This window comes from Streptomyces sp. NPDC005794, from assembly GCF_042871445.1.
GTDB lineage: Bacteria > Actinomycetota > Actinomycetes > Streptomycetales > Streptomycetaceae > Streptomyces.
The window spans coordinates 38,536-52,581 of record NZ_JBIAIN010000017.1 but is presented as its reverse complement, the minus strand read 5'-3'; the positions used below and the strand labels follow the sequence as shown (position 1 = coordinate 52,581).

General features: G+C 68.3%; 14 protein-coding genes. 7 read left to right on the top strand and 7 right to left on the bottom strand.

Annotation, left to right across the window (positions count from 1 at the left end):
- Positions 1–58: 58 nt before the first annotated feature.
- The 3 genes from ACFYQ5_RS25615 to ACFYQ5_RS25605 form a co-directional block, all read right to left on the bottom strand.
- The gene (locus ACFYQ5_RS25615; RefSeq protein ID WP_389200767.1) at positions 59–1,123 is read right to left on the bottom strand and encodes an ArsO family NAD(P)H-dependent flavin-containing monooxygenase; all 1,065 of its coding nucleotides are present in this window, start codon (positions 1,121–1,123) and stop codon (positions 59–61) included.
- Between the two features lie 217 nt (positions 1,124–1,340).
- Entirely contained in the window at positions 1,341–2,468 is a 1,128-nt protein-coding gene (gene arsB / locus ACFYQ5_RS25610; protein WP_389200765.1) for an ACR3 family arsenite efflux transporter, read from the bottom strand.
- On the bottom strand, positions 2,465–2,773 hold the full coding sequence (locus tag ACFYQ5_RS25605; RefSeq protein WP_103492416.1) for a helix-turn-helix transcriptional regulator: 309 nt from the start codon (positions 2,771–2,773) through the stop codon (positions 2,465–2,467). Before ACFYQ5_RS25605 ends, arsB begins: the two co-directional genes overlap by 4 nt.
- 94 nt (positions 2,774–2,867) lie before the next feature.
- On the opposite strand from ACFYQ5_RS25605, the gene ACFYQ5_RS25600 reads away from it, so the two are divergent.
- Both ACFYQ5_RS25600 and trxB read left to right on the top strand, forming a co-directional pair.
- Positions 2,868–3,290, top strand: a complete 423-nt coding sequence (locus tag ACFYQ5_RS25600; protein ID WP_389200764.1) for an arsenate reductase ArsC — start codon at positions 2,868–2,870, stop codon at positions 3,288–3,290.
- Positions 3,287–4,267 carry a thioredoxin-disulfide reductase gene (gene trxB / locus ACFYQ5_RS25595; protein ID WP_389200762.1) on the top strand — a complete coding sequence of 327 codons (981 nt, stop codon included), beginning with the start codon at positions 3,287–3,289 and terminating at the stop codon, positions 4,265–4,267. Before ACFYQ5_RS25600 ends, trxB begins: the two co-directional genes overlap by 4 nt.
- A 103-nt stretch (positions 4,268–4,370) precedes the next feature.
- Here trxB and ACFYQ5_RS25590 read toward each other — a convergent pair whose 3' ends face one another.
- Positions 4,371–5,690 carry a tetratricopeptide repeat protein gene (locus tag ACFYQ5_RS25590; RefSeq protein WP_389200760.1) on the bottom strand — a complete coding sequence of 440 codons (1,320 nt, stop codon included), beginning with the start codon at positions 5,688–5,690 and terminating at the stop codon, positions 4,371–4,373.
- 174 nt (positions 5,691–5,864) lie between these two features.
- Here ACFYQ5_RS25590 and ACFYQ5_RS25585 point away from each other — a divergent pair, with 174 nt between their 5' ends.
- The 5 genes from ACFYQ5_RS25585 to ACFYQ5_RS25565 all read left to right on the top strand — a co-directional run bounded on the left by ACFYQ5_RS25585 (position 5,865) and on the right by ACFYQ5_RS25565 (position 10,697).
- The gene (locus tag ACFYQ5_RS25585; RefSeq protein WP_389200758.1) at positions 5,865–6,194 is read left to right on the top strand and encodes a hypothetical protein; all 330 of its coding nucleotides are present in this window, start codon (positions 5,865–5,867) and stop codon (positions 6,192–6,194) included.
- 240 nt (positions 6,195–6,434) lie between these two features.
- A complete protein-coding gene (locus ACFYQ5_RS25580) occupies positions 6,435–8,342 on the top strand; it encodes a nucleotidyltransferase domain-containing protein (RefSeq protein WP_389200757.1) in 1,908 nt (635 codons plus the stop codon).
- Complete coding sequence (locus ACFYQ5_RS25575) at positions 8,339–9,457, top strand: hypothetical protein (RefSeq protein ID WP_389200755.1); 1,119 nt, start codon at positions 8,339–8,341, stop codon at positions 9,455–9,457. The genes ACFYQ5_RS25580 and ACFYQ5_RS25575 overlap by 4 nt, the downstream gene beginning before the upstream one ends.
- Positions 9,438–10,229 (top strand): SDR family NAD(P)-dependent oxidoreductase, encoded by a 792-nt coding sequence (locus tag ACFYQ5_RS25570; protein WP_389200753.1) that lies wholly within the window; start codon positions 9,438–9,440, stop codon positions 10,227–10,229. Before ACFYQ5_RS25575 ends, ACFYQ5_RS25570 begins: the two co-directional genes overlap by 20 nt.
- A 30-nt stretch (positions 10,230–10,259) precedes the next feature.
- Complete coding sequence (locus ACFYQ5_RS25565) at positions 10,260–10,697, top strand: NUDIX domain-containing protein (protein ID WP_389200752.1); 438 nt, start codon at positions 10,260–10,262, stop codon at positions 10,695–10,697.
- Positions 10,698–10,845: 148 nt separating this feature from the next.
- Here ACFYQ5_RS25565 and ACFYQ5_RS25560 read toward each other — a convergent pair whose 3' ends face one another.
- The 3 genes from ACFYQ5_RS25560 to ACFYQ5_RS25550 form a co-directional block, all read right to left on the bottom strand.
- Positions 10,846–12,492, bottom strand: a complete 1,647-nt coding sequence (locus ACFYQ5_RS25560; protein WP_389200750.1) for a relaxase/mobilization nuclease domain-containing protein — start codon at positions 12,490–12,492, stop codon at positions 10,846–10,848.
- On the bottom strand, positions 12,493–12,906 hold the full coding sequence (mobC, locus tag ACFYQ5_RS25555; protein WP_389200748.1) for a plasmid mobilization relaxosome protein MobC: 414 nt from the start codon (positions 12,904–12,906) through the stop codon (positions 12,493–12,495).
- Positions 12,907–13,207: 301 nt separating this feature from the next.
- Positions 13,208–14,020: a DUF2637 domain-containing protein gene (locus ACFYQ5_RS25550; protein ID WP_389200746.1), complete on the bottom strand. Its 813-nt coding sequence runs from the start codon at positions 14,018–14,020 to the stop codon at positions 13,208–13,210.
- Positions 14,021–14,046: the final 26 nt, after the last annotated feature.

The following is a 14,046-nucleotide window of genomic DNA, read 5'->3' as shown; positions in this document are numbered from 1 at the left end:
TGCCGGTGGACCAGTAGTCGTCCTTGAGCCGGCTTGAGGTGTCAGTCCTCAGCCGTCCTCAGCGCCTGAGGAGTTCAGCGATCTCTGCGGCCGCGTCGCGGGCAGGACGGCCCACGCCGATCAGCGTGGCCGAGGCGGGCCCGGTCCAGTCGCCGTAGCCCAGGAGATGCAGGCGCGGTTCGCCGACGGCCTGGGTGCCGTGGGTGTCGATGTGGCCGCGCAGACCCCGCAGGCCCAGTGGGGCGAGGTGAGACAGGGCTGGTCGGAAGCCGGTGCACCAGATGATGGCGTCGGCTTCGGCACGTGTGCCGTCGGCCCACTCGATGCCATCGGCGGTGAGCCGGGTGAACATCGGTGACGCCTTGAGCAGTCCGGCATCTCGGGCCTCGCGGACTGGGGAGACAGCGACGATGTCGCCCAGCGAGGCAACCCCGCCGGTATCGGTGCGTCCCTCGTCCAGGGCGCGACGCCTGGCGGTCGCAGCGTCGAAGAGGGCCCGGCCGTCGATGTCGTCGGCGAGGAAGTGGGGTGGCCGCTGGGTGACCCAGGACAGGTCAACGCCTTCGTGAGTAGCGAGGTCCGCAGCGATCTGCGCCCCCGAGTTCCCGCCGCCGACCACGACGACTCGCTGCCCGGCGAAGTCGGACGGTCTCCGGTAGCCGGTGGTGTGCAGTTGGCGGCCGACGAAATCGTTGCGGCCGGGAGTGGCGGGCAGGAAGGGGCGCCACCAAATGCCGGTCGCCGAGACGACCGCGCGGGCCGACCAGGTGTCGGTGCCTGTCTCCACTCGTAGTCGATCAACGTCCCGGCGCACCTGCTGGACACGGACCGGGCGGTGAATCGGGAGGTCGTAGCGCTGCTCGTAATCGGTCAGGTAGTCCACGACGTGCTTGGCGTCCGGGTACTCCTGACCGGGTTGGCCAGGCATGAGCCTGCCAGGCAGCGAGGAGAACGCGGCCGGTGAGAACAAATGCAGCGAGTCCCACGTCTGCTGCCACGCTCCGCCGGGCATGCCCTGGGCGTCCAGGATCACGAAGTCCAGCTGCTTGCGGCGCAGGTAGTACCCGGCGGCGAGGCCGGCTTGCCCGCCGCCGATCACCACTACGTCTGTCTGCCTGGTCACGGCGTCAGGACCGCCGCGCCCGGCGCCTCGGCTGCGGCACACAGTAGGCACAGCACCCGGCGAGCTCCGGTTTCACCTGGAACTCCTAGCTGGCTGCCGAGCCGCACAGTCCGGGGTGCGATGCGGGCGTGAACCGCGCATGCCCCCGCTCCGCATGCCTGGCAGATGCCGATGGTGGGGCTGTTCGTCCCTGCGGTGCGGCAGTCGAGGCAGTGCATCAGGATTCTCCTCCTGATGTGGTGAGGGCTGCAGGGGCGAACTTCTTGCGCCAGGCCAGCGCCACGTACACGAGCCCGATCAGGACGGGCACCTCGATCAGCGGACCGACCACACCGGACAGCGCCTGGCCGGAGGTGACGCCGAAGGTCGCGATGGCGACGGCGATGGCCAGCTCGAAGTTGTTGCCTGCCGCGGTGAACGCGAGGGTGCTCGTACGGTCGTAGGCGAGGCCAAGGCCCTTGCCGAGGAGGAAGGAGCCGAAGAACATGATCGCGAAGTACACCAGCAGGGGGAGGGCGATGCGTACGACGTCCAGGGGCTGCGAGGTGATCGTCTTTCCCTGAAGTGCGAACAGGATGATGATCGTGAACAGCAGCCCGTACAGCGCCCAGGGGCCGATCTTCGGCAGGAACTTCGTCTCGTAGGACTGGCGGCCCATCTTCTTCTCGCCGATGCGGCGGGTGAGGAAACCGGCCAGGAGCGGGATGCCGAGGAAGACGATGACGTTCAGCGCGATGTGCCACACGGGGACATCGAGACCCTGTCCGTTGCCCAGGCCCAGCCACTGCGGCAGCAGGTCCAGGTAGAACCAGCCCAGCACACCGAACATGATGACCTGGAACACGGAGTTCAACGCGACGAGGACGGCTGCGGCTTCGCGGTCGCCGCAGGCCAGGTCATTCCAGATGATGACCATGGCGATGCAGCGGGCGAGACCGACGATGATCAGCCCGGTGCGGTACTCGGGCAGGTCGGGCAGGAAGATCCACGCCAGGGCGAACATGACCGCGGGGCCGACGACCCAGTTGATCACCAGCGAGGACACCATCAGCTTGCGGTCGCCGGTGACCGTGTCCAGCCGGTCGTAGCGGACCTTGGCCAGCACGGGGTACATCATCACCAGCAGACCGAGCGCGATCGGCAGGGAAATCCCGCCGACCTCGATCTTCGCGAGCGCGTCGTTCATCCCTGGGATGAGCCGGCCCAGCCCCAGGCCGACGGCCATGGCCAGCAGGATCCACACCGCCAGGTAGCGGTCGAGAGTGGACAGCTTCTTGACGATTGAGTCGTCCCCGGCCGGGCCGGCACCCTGGGTGGAGACTGTGGTGGGCTCGGTGGAGGTCACGGGCAGGCCCTCTTGTTCTCGGCGGCTGTGCGGGCGGACTCGGCGAGCGCCGCGAATTGCTCGGAGAGCCCGGCGAGGACCTCGGGGCGCAGCTTGTAGTAGGTGAAGCGGCCACACGGCTCGGTCTCCACCACGCCGGCTTCGCGCAGGACCTTCATGTGGTTGGACAGGTTGGTCTGCTTCGCGCCGGTCTCCTCGACCAGGTGCGTCGTACAGAGCGTCTCGCGCGCCAGCAGGGTCACGATCTGGAGGCGGAGCGGATCGCCCAGCACCCGGATCAGATCAGGATCGACTGAAGTCAGCATGCACTGATACTCTCACATCATCGCTCGCTGATACCAGCGGGAGCTGAAGTCATTGGCGGCTGGTCCCGCCGTGCGACGAGAGAGAACGATCATCATGGCCGAGTCTTCCGGCAAGCCGTCCGTCCTGTTCGTCTGTGTCCACAACGCCGGCCGCTCCCAGATGGCCGCCGCTTGGCTGACCCATCTGGCTGGGGATCGCGTCGAGGTCCGCTCCGCCGGCTCCAATCCGGGCGCCTCCGTCAACCCTGCCGCCGTCGAGGCGATGGCTGAGGTGGGCATCGACATCTCCTCCGAGACCCCTAAGGTCCTCACCATCGACGCGGTCCGCGAGTCCGATGTCTGCATCACGATGGGCTGTGGCGACACCTGCCCTGTCTTCCCCGGCAAGCGCTACCTCGACTGGAAGCTCGAGGACCCCGCAGGCCAGGGCGTGGAGGCCGTCCGCCCCATCCGCGACGAGATCAAGACCCTTGTGGAGGGCCTGATCGCCGAGATTGCCCCGGAGGCCAAGGCGTGAGCGTGATACGGGACGTCGTCATCATCGGCTCCGGCCCCGCCGGCTACACCGCTGCCCTCTATACCGCCCGTGCCCAGCTCAGGCCCGTCCTCTTCGGCAGCAGCATCTTCGTCGGCGGCTCCCTGACCACCACCACCGAGGTCGAGAACTTCCCCGGCTTTCCTGAGGGCGTCGACGGCCCCGACCTCATGGCAAAGATGCGGGCCCAAGCCGAGAAGTTCGGCGCCGAGATGATCGACGACGACATCACCGATGTCGACCTCACCGGCCCCGTCAAACTCCTCACCGACTCGACCGGCACCGTCCATCAGGCCCGTACGGTGATCGTCGCGACCGGCTCCGGCTACCGCAAGCTCGGCGTCCCGGGCGAAGAAGAGCTCTCCGGCCGAGGAGTTTCCTGGTGCGCCACTTGCGACGGATTTTTCTTCCGTGACCGCGACATAGTCGTGGTTGGCGGCGGCGACACCGCTATGGAGGAAGCCACCTTCCTGACTCGTTTCGCCAAGTCCGTGACCGTCGTCCACCGCCGTTCCGCCCTTCGCGCCTCGAAGGTCATGCAGAACCGGGCCTTCGCTGACGACAAGATCTCCTTCGCTTTCGACACCGAGGTCGCCGAACTCCGGCAGGAGGGGGCCATGCTCGGCGGCATCGTTCTCCGGGACGTCTTCAGCGGCGCCACGCGAGAAATAGCGGCCACCGGACTGTTCATTGCGATCGGACACGACCCGCGCACCGAGCTCTTCCGCGGTCAGCTCGACTTGGACGAAGAGGGCTACCTCAAGGTCTCCTCACCCACGACCCGGACGAACATCCCCGGCGTCTTTGGTGCGGGCGATGTCGTCGACCACACCTATCGACAGGCCATTACCGCCGCCGGCAGTGGAGCCTCGGCCGCCCTCGATGCCGAGCGCTATCTGGCAGCACTCCCCTCCGGCGACCGGGCTGACGCGTCCATAGCCGCTGCCGCGGTCGCCTAATCCCGAACAGCGGGACGTCTGCGAGGTAGAGGCACACCTGTGGCCCCGCCCCGCTCCCGAGGGGGAGGGGGCGACGGGTTCCGAGCTGACTGCCGTCCCCTCGTCAGCCACTGATGTGGCCTGCTCGTTCACGAAGTTGCTGAGCCTCGGGAACCGCGCTGTACCGGCGCAGGCGTACGCGCATGTCCCGCAGTGCGGCCTGGACCTTGACCGAGCGGATGCCGTCGGCGCAGTCGAGGAAGTCGCGCCAGGTGGCCATGGCGCCGTCGATGTCTCCTTGCCGTAGGCGTACGCCGCCGAGGTCGGCGAGGACGATGGCGCGGGTGCGGCGGCGGTCCAGGCCGTGGATGTCGAGGGCGAGGTGGAGGTGTTCTTCGGCGGCGTCGAGGTCGCCTAGGCGGGAGAGGATCATGCCGGATTCGTGGGCCCAGCGGCCGGGGGAGTAGTGGGCGGCCCAGGAATCGCTGCCTGCGGTAGCGGGTCTGCCGATGGCGGTCTCCGAATTGGCGAGGTGCCTGGTCGCCATGTGGCGGTCGTCGTCCTGGGCGGCGGCGTTGGCGAGGGTGGCTTCGTAGTAGGCGACGGCTCGCGGGTTGTCCAGGTGGCGGCCGTACTCCACGCAGGCTTCGCCGAGCTGGACGGCCTCGGCTCGGTAGCCCAGGTCGACGCACTGGACGGCGAGCCCCCGCAGGGCGGTGGCGGACAGCTCCGCGTCGCCGGCCTCGGCGGCCAGGCGGAAGGAGTGGGCGTAGTAGCCCTGAGCGAGCCCCCGGAGTTCGGGGGTGTCGCCTTCGTCCTGGGCCATCCAGCCGGCGAGGTGTACCAGCTGGGAGGTCGCGGCGAACAGTTCGCGCCCGGTGGCTTGGGTGAAGCGGCCTTCCAGCCAGGGAGCGACGTCCTGGGTCAGGTAGCGGACTGCTAGATGGCGTGCGTGGCCGCCGCCAAGTTCGGACGCCGAGTCGCCGAGGGCCTTCACCATGTGGCGCACGGCTGCCACCTCGCCCCTGCCGACGCGGACGGCCCCTGGGGAGGCGGTCGTGGTCCGGCGGGTGATGCTGTCCATGTCGGGCAGGCCGAGGGCAGACAGGGCGTATCCGCTGGAGGCGAGGATGAAATTCCGGCGGTCCACGTCGTTCCTTCCCAGCTGGAGGACTGATGCCACGGTATCGGCGTGGGATGCCGCAGGCGCGATCTCTGGAAGGTTGATCGCTTCCGGGTTCAGTTCCAACACCTGGGCGATGTAGGGCCACCAGTGGTCTGGGGTCCGTTCGCCCTCGATCCAGCGCCGGGCGTGCTGGCGCTGTAGACGACGTGGGTCGCCGCTCTCTGCCAGTCCGAGCGCGCGTGCCAACTCCGAGGGCCCCCAGCCGCGTTCGTGGCACGCCTCCTTGATCAGCTCCGCGACAGCCGGGTTCTTCGGCACCCCGTCACCCTCCCCACCTGGATTACGCGGGATTACGCAGGACTACATCCTGGGCCCTGCCCCGGGAGCGCGGATCGTCGTTGACTGAACATCACCCCTTGGATCTCCGAATGGCTCGAACAGGCCCTGCTCAGGGTCTGTTGCTGCCTGTACGGACGCGTGAGAGGAACATCGGTGACGACGACCGGCCACGACCCCCGCAGCCGCACGACCCCGCCCTCGGCGGGCGACGAGACAATGCAGAATCCGGCGCCCCAGAAGGTGGCCGGACGTGACTCTCGACAGACGACTCCGATCGTCTGCGGCCTCGCCCTCCTGGACAAGGACCCCCGCTACGACCGACGGACCGGGCACGCGGCCCTGCCGATCGAGGTCCGCTTCCTTGACGGCACGAAGACCACCACGACGCTCGATATGGACCCGGGCAGAGTCCTCCTGCTGAGCGCCCAGCTGGAGCGAGCAGTCGCCCTGCGCGCGAAGGCCCAGAGAGCAGCGGCCACGTGATGCGGCCCGCGTTATCCGATCCGCTCGGAACTGCCCTGGCCTGGGTGTGGGCGCTTGGCACAGCCGCAGGACTCGCCATGATCGGCACGCTCGCCCAAGGCGAGTACTCGGCTGATCAGAACTTCCTGGCACACCCCTCGCTCAACGTCGACGACCCGGGCCCGAACGACACGGCCGGATAGGACCACCGTGGTCCCGCCATGCCCTCCCTGCTCTGCACCACCCTGCGAAGGGAAGCCGATGATCAGCCAGCTCAGCAGTGATACGCAGCCCCTCCCCGTGTCGGTCGCGTTCAGCGGTCCCGACAACACCGGCAAGACCAAACAGATCGGAATCCTCGCCCGCCGCATGGGCTCTGCAGCCACCTCGGCAGGTCCCCTCGACCACTACGACCGGCGCTGGGCAGCCATCAAGGCTGACGGCATGGGCCGCTGGTGGTTCGAGACGGGGTCGGCCGAGGAGGTGGCCGACGTCCTCGCCCATTCCTACCTGGAGCGCTCCCGGCATCCGTACTCCGCGCCCGTGCGGTTTCTGGACCGCGGGATCCCGATGCTGGAGGCATCCGTGGCTGCCACCGTCGCCGTACGGGAGGACCTGGATGCCTGGCGGGCCGCCGACCGTGCTCACTCCCTCCTGGCGCCGTACGAGTCCGATCTCCGAGCAGCCGAACGAGACGAACGCGCCCTCCTGCTCCTGCACTGTGATGACGCCGAGGAAGGTACCCGCCGCAGCCTGTCCCACGAGGCCACTGTGACGGACATCTACGCGGCCTACCAGCGCCACCTCCACACGCAGATCAACCGACTCGTCGCGGACGGCCGCTTCGACATGCTGATCCGGATCGGCGACCGACCGACCATCACCATCCAGGACGAGGTCCGCCGGCTCCTGGCGCCCCTGCACCCCGCCATTCCCGGCCGAGCGCTGGCAGACGTGCACGTCATTGCCCTCGGCGGGATGTCGGAGAGCGGCAAGAGCACGGCCGGCGAGTACCTGCGAACACACCAAGGGCACGCCCGCCTCAAGATTGGTTACCTGATCGAGGGAGCCGCGGACAGGGCGGGTATCGCGGACCCGTACCGGGTGCCGCCGGTCGTCCAGGCCGAACTGATCGTGGACGGCCTCGATCGGTACTGCGAGGCCCACCACTTCATTGACTGCGTCAGCGTCGAGTCGTTGCACGATCTCGACTCGGCGGTCGAGCTCGCCAGGATGCTTGGACCTCAGCTCACCATCACCTACCTGGACACCTCCGCAGCCGTTCGGGCACAGCGCGGGACCGCGGGTGCCCAGGACGTGGCCGACCGGGACCTCGTCAAGAGCGCCAGGGGCGCCGACAAGATCGCCTCAATTGCTCAGGAGGTCATCAGCAACGACGGGCCCCGCTTGGCGCTGGAACGCAGACTGGACCAACTGGTCCTGGCTCGCCAATGGCCCGAGCATCAGCCGAGCACCATGCCGGTCAACGCCCTGGGCCTGCCGGTGCCCCTGGAGTCCTACCTCTCTGCACTCCTCGATCGCCTGACCGGACCGCAGCCCTTGATCGACCTCCTGGTCGTCACTGGCAGTGGGGCCCGGGGCAAGTACCAGCACGGCTGGAGCGACCTCGACGTATTCGTCGTTGCCGAGGCCGATTCCCTGGACGGGATGCGCCGCGTCCTGGCCGACCTGGCAGCCGAACTCGGCGGAGTCAAGCTCGGACTGACCGTGCTGACCCGTGCCGAGTGCCGGGCCGGAGCGGTCACTTCCAGACTGCTGCACGTCCTCGCGCTCATCGGCATCGGGGGCCTCGTCCCTCTGTGGTGTGCTCCGGGGCTTGCTCTGCCTGTCCCGGACGCCGCCACCGACGTTGACGTGAGCCTGCGCGATGGGATCCAGGCTGCCGTCGAGATCCGGCGCCAGCTCCTCAGGGGCGAGCCCGACCTTCGCGACCTCTACAAGGTCACCGCACTCCTGGCGAAGATCCAGCTGCGGTTCAGCGGAATCGAGTGCCCCTCCGACCGTGATGCCTTGCAGACACTTGTAGAGGCGGTCCGCCAGGACACGAGCATGGTCGCGGCGGCCCGCACCGAGCGGTCTGCCGCAGAGGATCTGGCGCTGGTCATCCTGCGCAGCTGGCTGGCCACCCTTCCGGGAGAAGCGGGGTGAGTGCGAGTGGCCAGTTGAGGGACTCGACCGCGATGGCCTTCCACAAGGAAGTCGCGACCCGCGAGGCTGCCGAAGCCGAAGTGCGGGGCTGGTCGCAGCTCGCCTCCCGGATCCAGGTCCCGGCCCTGCGGGGGCGCCCGGCGCTGCCGGGCCGCCATCTGCTGGCGTACGAGGATGTCTTCGCCAGTGGGCGATGCGAGCTGCTACTCGGCGACGTGATCGCCTTGGCTGACCGCGATCCGTCCGCGCTGCCTCGCCTGACCCGCCTTATGGACGGCGTCTGCCACGACCTGCGGGCACCGGCAGACGAGACCGGAAAGGTGGTTCCGCTCGCCAGATGTGTGCCCGACCTCTACCTCGACCGCATCCGGCCCGGAGGCCGGCTCGACCGCTGGTACCTGCGACGGGACCTGCCAATCCCCCTGCCCCACACCGACGTCACCCTCACCGCCCAGGAGCTGGCCGGCTACACGGTCACTGCCAATGGTCGGCCGCTCGCACTGAACGTCGCCGCAACCATCGACGGCGTCCGCCACGCCCTGAACCCCGACCGGCGCTGGCCCACCGGGCTGACGCAGGGCGACCCCACCGAGCCCAACATCGCCGACCCGCTGTGCTGGCTCGACTTCGAGTTTGCCGGTCGCAACACCTTCGCGGGCGAAGCCGCGAACCTGCTCTGGTACCTCATGGCTCTGGGCGGCTGGCTCGTCCCCCGTTACCAGCCCGACGTATACGCACGCACCCTTCGCTTGGCCCTGCCCTCGTACACCCGTCCTCGCATCGACCACCTGGAACTGGACGCCATCACACGGCACATCGACATCCAGTACACCTGGAACACAGGCCCCGGCCGCCACGCCGCCATCGCAGGGGCCCTGCACGGCTTTTGTCGCCTTGGCGGCCTCGGTATGGATGAACTCCGCGCTTTCTTAGCCCTGCGCATCCTCGGCGTCATCCCGCCAACCCGGCTGACCGGCCACGACATGCTGCTCGTCCTGGTCAAGCTAGCCGAGAGCCAGCACCCCGGTACTGACCTCGGCGCCTTCCTCGCCACCGCACCGGCTCTTCATTCCGACCCTGCCGAACGGAGCCGCAATGTCCCTGCCCCTGCTTGAGACCCATCTCCAGGCCCGGCCGCTGCAAGGCCGGACGGCCCTCGTCACCGGCGGGGCCACCGGTATCGGTGCCGAGATCGGCCGCGCACTCTCCATGTCAGGAGCGACCGTGGCCATCAACCACCTCGGTCAGGAGAGGGAGGCGCAGGCACTTCTCGCCACCTTCGACTGCGGCGGTAGTCCTGGCGTGGCCATGGACGCCGACCTGACCGACCCTGACGCAGTCCAGAGGATGACCGACCGGATCCGTGCAGAGGCCGGCCCCATCGACATCCTCGTGAACAACGCCGGGGCCTACCCACGTGTCCCGTGGCAGGACACCGACGAGGCTGCCTGGAACTACTCCCTCGACGTGAACCTCACCGCGCATTACCGCGCCTGCCACGCGGTGACCCCTGGCATGGTCGAACGGTGCTGGGGCCGCATTGTGAACATTGGCAGCGTCAACGCCCGCGCCGGCCGGACCAACCTCGTTGCGTACAGCACCGCGAAGGCCGGACTCCTGGGCCTCACGAGATCCCTCGCTCGCGAACTGGGCCCGTACGGAGTCTGCGTCAACACGGTCCTACCCGGCGCCATCCAGGTCGAGGCCGAGACCGCGATCCCCGCCCGCCATCGCGCCAGCCCCGAGGACCAGATCAAGCGCCAGTGTGTTCCCCGCCGGGGGCGGCCCGAAGACGTCGCGGCGCTCGTGGCGTTTCTCGTCGGGCCCACCGCATCGTTCATCACTGGGCAATCAGTCCACGTTGATGGCGGCTGGCTGCTGCACTGAGACCGTCAACAAGCAAGGAGACAGAACCGAATGATTGAACGAGTCCGCGCCGTCCTCGTCACCGAGCACGACACGATGCTGGTCATCCGTCGTACCAAGCCTGGAGTTCCCGTGTACTGGGTGCTTCCTGGTGGAGGCGTCGAAGCCGAAGACGAGTCCCGGGAGGCCGCCCTCCATCGGGAGATCCACGAGGAGATCGCAGGGAAGGCGGACATCGTCCGCCTCCTGCACACGATGGAGTCCGAGGACGAGCGTCAGCTGTTCTACTTCGCCCGTATCGCGACATGGTCCTTCGCCGACCGCACAGGGCCCGAGTTCAGTGCAGAGGGCCGGGGCGAATACGCGCTGGAGGAGGTCCCGCTGACCTTGGAAGGGATCGACGGCATCGATCTCAAGCCCGAGGAGATCGCCCATGTGCTCCGAGGTGCCCTCGGGGATGGCACTCTCTCGGGTGTTGCCACGGCCTGAGCGATGACACGCAAGCATGCCACCGGGGCCAGCGCTGCGCACGCGGGCCTCGGTGGCATCACGGTGTCATGCCCGCGTAGTCAGGTAGGTGATGAGCGCGCGGGCGTGGGGGCTGAGTCCGTCGGGGTTCTCCTGGGTATGCGGATGCTCAGCGTGTACGCCGCTGTTGAGTAGGGCGGACGGCTCGGGCCGGGGACGGTGGTTCGGTCGCAATGGGTTGGGTGTACTGCGGGAGGTCGGCGAGGCGGTTCAGACGCCAGGTGAGGACCTCGCTGTAGCTGGTGGCTGTGTCCAGTTCGCGGTGCCGGGCAGCCTGGGTCAGGAGAGCGGCTGGATCGTGTCCGGCCTTCTTCGTGGCGGCGAGTGTGGCGGCGAGGGCGGGCCAGCCGGGTTCGGCAAGGATCTGCTCGGCCAGGTCTGGCAGGGCCTGGCGGGCGACTGCGGCTTGTTGTTCCTGCAGGAAAAAGGCGAGGTGGCGGCCCCGCTGGTGAATTACAGCAATCGGCTGGACCGTGGCCGCCTGATATGCGGCGCGGAGGTGTTCGGCTGCCTGTCGTGCGGCTTCGGCCTGTTGATCGTGGTGGTGGGCCTGGTGCCAGTGGCGGGCAGCTATGACGGCCAGGACAAGGGCGTCGAGGAGGATCACGAGGGCAGCCCCGTCCTTGGGAGCGGTTTCACGCAGTATCGCCTTGACGGCGTTCCTGGTGGCTCGGGCTTGTTGATGCTGGGCGCGGATGCGTGATCGGCCGGCGTGCTCGAACGCGGCGGCTGCACGCATGAGCTGGGGGCGCAGATCGGACGGAGCGCGTAGGGGAAGCGCGTCGAGGGTCTCGGCGAGGGCCGCGATGTGCGCCTGCCCGGTCCCGTCATCGCTGCTTGCGAGCAGATCGGGCACGCGGTCCGTGGTCTGTGCGAGTCGTCGCCAGGCGTCAAGTTGGGGCGGCATCGCCGAGGGCGTATCTGCAGGTGCCAAGCGTTCGCTGATCTTGGGATAGGAGAGGTCAGGGGCGAGAGTGGATCCGGCGAACCAGACAGGTTGGCCGTCCTTGTTGGTGTCGCCATCGAGGGCGATCTTGTACCCGCGGATGTCACCCGAGGGGAAGTGCTGAATCTCCATGAGCACGCCTGAACCGTCGAGGATGGTGAAAAACTCCTGCGGCGTGCTGGCTGCGGCAAGGGCAGTGCGGGCGGTGATCCGCAGGCGCTCGCGGGCGGTCTGGGGTCGGCCGGTGCGGTGGGCTTTCTCCTGCTCGGCGCGCGTGGATCGCTTCGAGGCGGTCCGGTCTCCGCGCGGGACCTGGCGCAGGCCGTACTCCTTCTCGATGGCGACGAGTTCGTTGTCGGCGCGCAGGTAGTCGTTCCAGTTCCGTGGCGGTCGAAGGTCGCCTCGGACCTTGGTGGCCACGATGTGGATGTGGTCGTGTGCGTGGCGCACGGCGATCCAGCGGCAGGCATCGGGGTCGCCGGCCGGGGCGACGCCTGTGGCGTTCAGCACGCGCCGGGCGATTGTGGCCCACTCCTCGTCGGACAGGGGCCGGTCCTCGGGCGCGGCCCTGATCGAGCAGTGCCACACATGCTCCTTCGGAGCCCGTTCGCCGGCCTGCATCACGCGCAGGTCGAGTACGGCGGTCAGTTGGGCGAGGGTGGCGTCGGGGTCTCGGCCGGGATCGGGGGCGAAGCCGTCGAAGGAGGCCACAAGGTGGGGATCTGCATGCTCGTTGGCGCGTCCGGGCCCGTAGAGATAGTTCAGGACACCGCGGGTTTTGCGGCCGGGCTTGACGATGTTCGCGATCAACTAAGCGGCCTGGTGCGTTGTGGCGGTCGCAACGGCGGCGGTGTCGATCGCGGTCGCCGCCTGTCGCGCGTGGAGCAGGACCTGTCCGGCCTTCGCGAGTGTGTCTTTGTCCCCAGGTTGTGGATCGCCACCGGCGTTGAGACGGTGGGCGATCTGGTTGACGTTGGTCCCGATCCGAGCGACCTGGGTGCGCAGAGCGGCAAGCTCGTCGATCAGATCGTCGATCCGGGTGCGGTGGCCGGGCAGCACATGGGCGCCGTGGAGGTGGGCCATGACGACGGCGCCAACGAAATGGGCGCCGGCAAGCCCGAGCCGCTGGGCTTCGGCCATGATCTCGCTCTTCTCGTCCACGCTGTATCGGACGTCGACTCGCTCGGTGCGCTGCACGTCCTGGCGTGCACGGCGGCTGGCCACCCGATACAGCGCGGCTTCATCAGCAGCTCGCGCCACGCCGGTCTCTGTCCTGGGAGCGCCCTCGCTCCCAGGTATCTCCGCCACCCCTGGGGCGGGGATCGCGTTGGACCGGCCCTTGGACGGTCCAACGCCATACCTTGCTCCGCCTGGTGCTGGGGAGGAGGTCAGCTTCTTCTTGGTTGACGAGGGTTCGTGGTCGCGGCTGTGCATGTGGGCTCCTGTAAGCGGTGGCGGAGGGAGAGGGCCCGTTCCTCCCGCCTAATGTGCGGGAGGGACGGGCTGGGGACGTGGGCTGCGAGTCTCAGCCGGTGCTTGTGGTGGCAGCGTCGAGCTCGGCCTGCAACAGGTCCTTGACCTCATCCAGACGGCTTCGGGAAATCCCGAAACCCTCGTCCCGCACTGCCTTCTCGATGCTGCGGCGCGATGCACGGCCGGCTCGTCCCAGAGGAGCCGTGCGGCCGATGGCCACGGCCTCCTCTCGGGAAATGCTCGGCCGTTTGTTTCCCGGCCTCCCAGACTGCTGCTGTGGCGTCTCGGTCTCTCGCTTCGCGATCGGCCCCTGCACGTCGTCGTCGGTGTCCGTGGCGCCTAGCGGAGTGAGCGGACTGGTCTGGTGGCCCGAGGCGGGTTCGTGGCGGCCTTCGGGGTTGTGGCGCTCAGGGGTGACGGGGCGCCGGGCGACGAGGAGGTAGAAGTGGACGGCTCCGGCCAGGGCGAGTGGCGCGATGGCGGAGATGGCCCCGACGGTGAGGTCATCGAGGGAGAGCCCGTTGTGGCGGGTCTGCTGGTTGAGGCGGATGGCGTGCAGGACGTTGGCCCAGATGCTTGTGGCGGTGGCGGTGCCGACCAGCGCCGAGACGTAGAGGCGGGCGGACAGCGGCGCGGTCCGCAGGACGAGCAGGGCGCCGATCCCGATGGCGATGAACCCGTCGATGACGAGCGGGAAGGCGTAGGTGAGCGCCGGGTGGATGTGGCTGGCGGCGGCCATCTGACGCAGCGCGTCGTAGGAGAGCGCGAAGGCTGCCAGGGCCAGCAGCGCCACTCCCGTGCGGATCGCTGCGGTCAAGGGCACCGAGGCAGGGGAAGGTGCTGCGGTGAAGGTGGGAGAAGGCAAGGGACTGCGCTCCAGCAGTACGGAGG